General features: G+C 54.0%; 5 protein-coding genes and 2 tRNA genes. All 7 read right to left on the bottom strand.

Translation table 11 applies throughout. From position 1 onward, the window contains the following. Window positions 1–2 precede the first annotated feature (2 nt). Window positions 3–74, bottom strand: a tRNA-Gln gene (locus tag Q0796_RS02535). Window positions 75–133: 59 nt separating this feature from the next. Further along, window positions 134–210, bottom strand: a tRNA-Met gene (locus tag Q0796_RS02530). A gap of 219 nt (window positions 211–429) precedes the next feature. Continuing rightward, a complete protein-coding gene (locus tag Q0796_RS02525) occupies window positions 430–1,686 on the bottom strand; it encodes a DUF945 family protein (protein WP_298439962.1) in 1,257 nt (418 codons plus the stop codon). A 99-nt stretch (window positions 1,687–1,785) separates the two neighbouring features. Further along, window positions 1,786–2,877 carry a redox-regulated ATPase YchF gene (gene ychF, locus Q0796_RS02520; RefSeq protein WP_298439960.1) on the bottom strand — a complete coding sequence of 364 codons (1,092 nt, stop codon included), beginning with the start codon at window positions 2,875–2,877 and terminating at the stop codon, window positions 1,786–1,788. 25 nt (window positions 2,878–2,902) lie between these two features. After that, complete coding sequence (pth, locus tag Q0796_RS02515; protein ID WP_298439958.1) at window positions 2,903–3,499, bottom strand: aminoacyl-tRNA hydrolase; 597 nt, start codon at window positions 3,497–3,499, stop codon at window positions 2,903–2,905. A gap of 9 nt (window positions 3,500–3,508) precedes the next feature. Beyond that, on the bottom strand, window positions 3,509–4,141 hold the full coding sequence (locus Q0796_RS02510; RefSeq protein WP_298439956.1) for a 50S ribosomal protein L25/general stress protein Ctc: 633 nt from the start codon (window positions 4,139–4,141) through the stop codon (window positions 3,509–3,511). A 214-nt stretch (window positions 4,142–4,355) separates the two neighbouring features. Continuing rightward, window positions 4,356–6,047, bottom strand: a complete 1,692-nt coding sequence (ushA, locus tag Q0796_RS02505; protein WP_298439954.1) for a bifunctional UDP-sugar hydrolase/5'-nucleotidase UshA — start codon at window positions 6,045–6,047, stop codon at window positions 4,356–4,358. Between the last annotated feature and the right edge of the window lie 67 nt (window positions 6,048–6,114).

Here is a 6,114-nt window from a genome sequence, read left to right as displayed (position 1 = left end):
GGCTGGGCTATCAGGATTCGAACCTGAGAATGGCGGGATCAAAACCCGCTGCCTTACCGCTTGGCGATAGCCCAACAGTGATACAACGTATCAGGGTTCCTTCGGTAGCGAAGGATTGTACTCAACGAGAGGATGGTGGCTATAGCGGGACTTGAACCTGCGACCCCGGCATTATGAGTGCCGTGCTCTAACCAGCTGAGCTACATAGCCATGTACTTCCTCGTTGGGAACGCGGCGTATTATGCTGAGTTGCCCTTGGAGCGTCAACCGCTTTCCCAGTAAAAAAACACGAAGTTGATTTGTTCGTTGGGAATTTAGACAAGTCTGACAAAAAACGCACTGTCACGTCGATCTGATGGTGAAAAACCGAACGCACAATGATGAAATTTATGGGCAGGCAACAGCATAGGCTGTTGCTTGCCCAATCATTTACAGCATCAACGGTTGCTGATTCAGCGTCAGTTGGCCGTCGGTGAAATTGATTTCGCTGACTAATTCGCCATTTTCACGCTTTAAGTAGCCCGATTGCTCGAAGCCATCAATTTGTGGCGCTAATGGGTGTTGTTCAAACATCGCTTCACTGAAGCCAAGATTGAATTTGGCGCTGATGGCACTGATGATGGCGGGAGTTTGCAGTTGCTCCAAGCTCAGGGCCGGCAGATCAATGGTGCCCTTGCTGTGGTAGTGGCCATTGATTTTATCGCCACTGCTGCTGAGGCTCAGCTCACCATCAATTTGGTCAACCGTGAGCAGCAACCCTTGGGACAACAGGCTGTCGAGGTGCTCCATTATCACCATCAGATCCGCTTGATTGCTTTTGGCCAGGGCAAAGTAACTGGCGGACGGCAGCTTACTTAAGGTCAGATCAAAGTTGCTGTTATTGAGCTCCATCTGCTCGTCACCATCAACAAAGTGGAGGCTGTCGATGTGATTGTTGCTGATCACGGAGGTAAAGCCTTGCTCGTGGTTGACGCTGCTGTTCATCAGCAGATTGGTTACTTTGGCTTTGCCGCCGGTGCGCTGAGACATGTCGCCATTGGCTAAATGCAACGATGAGTGGCTGATGTCGTAGATCCCTTCGGTCAGCACCAGCTGCAGATCGGCACTGAGCTTACCGGCCGTTATGGTGATCTCATCATCACTAAAGCCGAAGTGGGCGAGGCTGATCAGGCTGTTGTGATGGCTTAGATCTAAATTGAAGTCGCCTGTGGCGGTGAGATCGCCCACCGTTAGCTCGGCGTTGTCTTGGGCGGCATTAACACCATTTAGCCGGTATTGGTAGGTGGCGAGGCCGGTGAAGACATTGGCTTGCCACTGGCCTTGATCCGACAGCGGCTTGGCGAGCTTTTGGTTAAGCGCTTGCCATTGAGGGGTATCAAAATTGAGTTGGAAGTTGCCTTTGATGATTCCGGGTAAAAAGTTGACCCGCTGTTCAAACACCAATTCGAATGCATCATCCGCTTGCCCCATTGGGGCATAGCTGATCAGGTAGCGTTCGGTTTCGCCAAATAGCCCTTGTTCACTGGTGTTCAGTTCGATGGTCAGCTCTGGCCCATACTGCAGTTCAGTTAAGGCGATGCTTTGTTGTAAGTAGCTTTGGTATTGCTGGCCGCTGTACCAGGTCGCAGCCAAGCAGCTGCTCAATACAATGGCCGATAATGCGGCGACTTTGGTGAATCCGTTCACTGATGCATCCTAATGTTGTTGGAAAGCTAACCACTGTGGCACAGACCGTAGCTACAAAAAAGCCCAGCATGAAGCTGGGCTTAGTAAAAAAGATAACGCTTACACGTTAAACAGGAAGTGGATTACGTCGCCGTCGGCTACCACGTAACCTTTACCTTCAGAGCGTTTCTTACCCGCTTCTTTGGCGCCGTTCTCGCCCTTGTACTGGATGAAATCGTCGTAGGCCACCACTTCGGCACGGATGTAACCGCGTTCAAAGTCGGTGTGGATCACGCCGGCGGCTTGCGGGCCGGTGGCACCTACTGGCACGGTCCAAGCGCGCACTTCTTTTACGCCGGCAGTAAAGTAGGTCTGCAAGCTCAGCAGTTCATAGCCAGAACGAATCACGCGGTTCAGGCCCGGTTCTTCGATGCCTAAGTCTTCCATAAACTCGTCGCGCTCTTCGTCGTCCAGTTCGGCGATTTCAGATTCAATTTCAGCGCAGACTGGTACCACAACTGCATTTTCATTGGCGGCGATGGCGCGAACTTGATCCAGGTATGGGTTGTTTTCAAAGCCATCGTCGTTAACGTTAGCGATGTACATGGTTGGCTTGAGTGTCAGCAGGCCCATGTATTGGATCAGTTTCTTCTCATCGACGGTCAGTTCTACTGAACGGGCCATGCCACCGTTTTCCAGTACAGGCAAAATCTTGTCCAGCACCAGGATCTCGGCTTTGGCGTCTTTGTCGCCGCCTTTGGCGCGCTTAGCCAAACGCTGCAGAGCGCGTTCTACCGCGTCCATGTCAGCCAACGCCAGTTCGGTGTTGATCACGTCGATGTCGTCGGCAGGGTTAACGCCGCCGGCAACGTGAACGATGTTGTCGTTTTCAAAGCAACGCACCACGTGGCCGATGGCGTCGGTTTCGCGGATGTTGGCCAAGAACTTGTTGCCCAAGCCTTCACCGGTGGAAGCGCCCTTTACCAAACCGGCGATGTCGACAAACTCCATAGTGGTTGGCAACACGCGTTGTGGGTTTACGATTTTGGCCAATGCGTCCAGACGCGGATCGGGCATTGGTACCACACCGGTGTTTGGTTCAATGGTACAAAACGGAAAGTTAGCCGCTTCGATGCCCGCTTTGGTCAGCGCGTTAAACAGGGTGGATTTGCCTACGTTTGGCAGGCCCACGATGCCACATTTAAAACCCATGGTAGTGTTAACCTTTATTCGTTAATTAGGCCGGTTGGGCCGAGAAAGTGTGGAGACGGCTTTGCGCCTTGGCGATGCCATCGCGCAGCAAAATGTCGATGCAGCGACTGGCTTCGTCAACGGCCTCATCCATGGCCTGTTGTTCGTTGGCTGGGGCTTTGCCCAACACATAACCGGACACGCGGTTGCGATCACCAGGGTGACCAATACCAATACGCAGCCGGTAGAAATCTTTGTTATTGCCCATTTTGGCAATGATGTCTTTCAGGCCGTTGTGGCCACCGTGGCCACCGCCTTTTTTGATGCGCGCGATCCCAGGAGACAAGTCGAGCTCGTCGTGGGCCACCAAGATCTCTTCAGGGGCGATGCCATAAAAGTTGGCGAGCGCCGCTACGGACTTGCCGGAGAGGTTCATGAAGGTGGTGGGGATCAACAACCGCAGATCGTTACCGCCACTTTGTATGCGGGCGGTTAAGCCAAAGAACTTACTTTCGGCTTTTAGACTGACGTTATGCATGCGGGCCAGTTCATTGACCAGCCATTCACCCGCGTTGTGGCGGGTTCGAACGTATTCGGGGCCTGGATTCGCCAGGCCCACGATTAAACGGATATTACTGCTCACCGTTACTCTTTACTCTGCTTCGCCTGATTCGGCAGTTTCTGCTTCGTCGCCGTCTTCGCTGCCGCCTTTCGGAGGCTGAACGCTAACAACAGACAGGTCGTGGCTTTCTTCGCCTTTGCCCAGCTCGGTTAATTCAACGCCTGCTGGCACGATAATGTCATGCAGGTGCAGTGAATGGCCGGCGTCTAGGCCTTGAATGTCGACTTCAATGAACTCTGGCAGATCCGCTGGCAGACATTTCACTTCCACTTCATTCAATAGGTGCACAATGGTGCCACCGGCTTTGGCGCCCAAGCAGGTATCTTCGTTTAAGAAGTGCAGGGGCACGGTGGTGGTCAGCGCGCTGTTTTTAGAGACGCGCTGAAAATCAATGTGCATCAGCTTAGGCTTGTATGGGTGACGTTGGATCGCTTTGACAATCACGTCTTCCTGTTTGCCTTCCACGTTTAGGGTTAACACGTGGCTGTAAAATGCCTCTTTTTCCTGCGCCATGTTAACGGTGTTATGCGACAGCGTTAGGGCAACAGGTGGCTTGTCGCCGCCATACAGAATGGCTGGCAACTTGTCAGCATGACGCAGGCGGCGGCTCGCTCCGGTCCCATGGTCATGACGAACATCGGCATTAAAGATAAAATCGGACATGTAGGTGTTTCTCCAAATTGTGGTGTCTGGGTGCTTCCACTGCTGCGATATGCGCATCTACTGCATGAGACGTTCGCGACCAAACGGCTCTGACTCGCTACCGACAACCAACAACGGGCCCTGTATCTTTAGACAAAGGCGCCGCAGTTTACCACCTAAACTGCGGCGCGCTCAAATGTCGCCGCGATGCGGCTTGGCGATTGCCTTGTTGTGGCTAGGGGGCGGTTGCCACTTCGCAGCCTTCGCTGTTGTTGGAATTGATGAAGGTCAGTTCACCCGCAGGGGCAAAACTGGCTACATCAACACTGCCGCCTAGAGCGTTTTCTAAGTAATCGGCCAGCACTTGGGCATCAACAAAGCCAGAGTCAATCACCCCGTCAATGGCCGGATAACCGTCCCCACCGCTGGCGCTGAAGCTGGGGATGGAAAACACGTAGTTGGCGTTTACATCAAAGGCAGCGCCACCCAATTCGCTGATGCTGACGCTTTGATTGGCGCAGTCGATGGTCATGTTGATCCCCGCAAATTGCGGGTAACCGCCGTTTTCCCCAAAATTGGCTTGGCTGGCCACCTGGCCCAGATAGGTAAGCAGCTGGCTGCCGGACATGCGGGCTTCGGCCACGGTATTGCCAAAGGGTTGCACGGTTAACACGTCCCGATAGGCGATGTCGCCCGCCGCGATAGAGGCGCGCACGCCACCGGAATTCACGATGCCAAACGCCGCCCCTTGGATCACCGAGGATTGAGCGGTGGCGATCAAGCGGCCCAAATTGGTTTGCATGCTACGCACCACTGCTCGATCGCCCTCGAGCTTGCCATTGGAGCTGGCAATCACCACATTGAGTTCTTCCCCGCCGGCATCTTGATATGGCTGCAGTGCCGCGAGGACATCCGGATCCTCGGCAATGGCGGCGCCGATAAGCTGGTCATCACCATCGAGCAGATTCACTGGCACCAGGCCATAGCTGGTCATGGTGAGGTTGCCGTTTAGGTATTCAAAATCGGCGCGGCCAACATAGCGCCCCCATTCGTGGGCTTGCATGATGTAGGTGCCGTTTTTCATGTCGGGCATGCAGTCATCGCCAGGGGTAAAGTCGCTGTAGCTGCCATCCGCTTCAACGCACACCGGGTTTTGTGAGTGGCCACCAACAATCACATCCAGCAAGCCAGCATCCAGCGATTCCGCTAAGGCGACATCGCCGGGGGCATTGTTGCCGCTGTTGCCGTTGGCGTAATGGCCCATGTGGGTTACCGCAAACACCAGATCGGGGCTTTCGGTTTCAATCAATTGGGGCAGTAAAGTGGCGGCTTCGGTTTTGGGATCGCGAAACTCTAAGCCGGCAACATAATCGGGGTTGGACTTAATGGGGGTGTCTTCGGTAGTAAACCCCACCACGGCGATTTTTAAGCCGTTAATGGTGAACAGGGCATGGCTGTCAAACAGGCGCACGCCAAAGCGGTCATCGTAGATATTGGCCGACAGAAACGGAAATTCAGCCAAGGCTTGCTGGGCTTGCAGCACCGAGCGGGGGTTGTCGAATTCGTGATTGCCTATCGCCATGGCGTGGTAGCCCAGCAAGTTCATGCCGACAAAGTCGGGTTCAGCATCAAGCAGATCCGATTCTGGCACACCGGTGTTGATGTCGCCGCCAGAGAGCAATATGACTTCGCCGCCCGCTTGTTCAACTTCTGCGCGGATCTGATCAATTAAGGTTTTGCGGGCGGCCATGCCGTATTCGCTGTCGCGGTTACGCCAAAAGCGGCCGTGGTGATCGTTGGTGTGCAGCAGGGTGAATTTAACCGGTTGTTCTATTACCGGGGCGTCATCGTCGTCATCGTGGCAGCCACCGATGAACGTGACCGCAATACTGAGGCCGATAAGCGGAATGAGGTTGGTGCGTTGCATGGCTTTCTCCTTTTGCGTGCAGGGCGAAATATAGAGTAGCCAATGGGTTGAGTATTGTTGGGTGGAG

Source organism: uncultured Ferrimonas sp. (assembly GCF_947489035.1).
In the GTDB taxonomy this organism is placed as follows: Bacteria; Pseudomonadota; Gammaproteobacteria; order Enterobacterales; family Shewanellaceae; genus Ferrimonas.
This window is presented reverse-complemented; position numbering and strand designations above follow the sequence as displayed.

What these genes read in the sequence shown, in the direction of transcription:
- Q0796_RS02510 (WP_298439956.1), bottom strand. Translation starts at nt 4,141, where the DNA reads ATGTCCGATTTTATCTTTAATGCCGATGTTCGTCATGACCATGGGACC.
- ushA (WP_298439954.1), bottom strand. Translation starts at nt 6,047, where the DNA reads ATGCAACGCACCAACCTCATTCCGCTTATCGGCCTCAGTATTGCGGTC.
- ychF (WP_298439960.1), bottom strand. Translation starts at nt 2,877, where the DNA reads ATGGGTTTTAAATGTGGCATCGTGGGCCTGCCAAACGTAGGCAAATCC.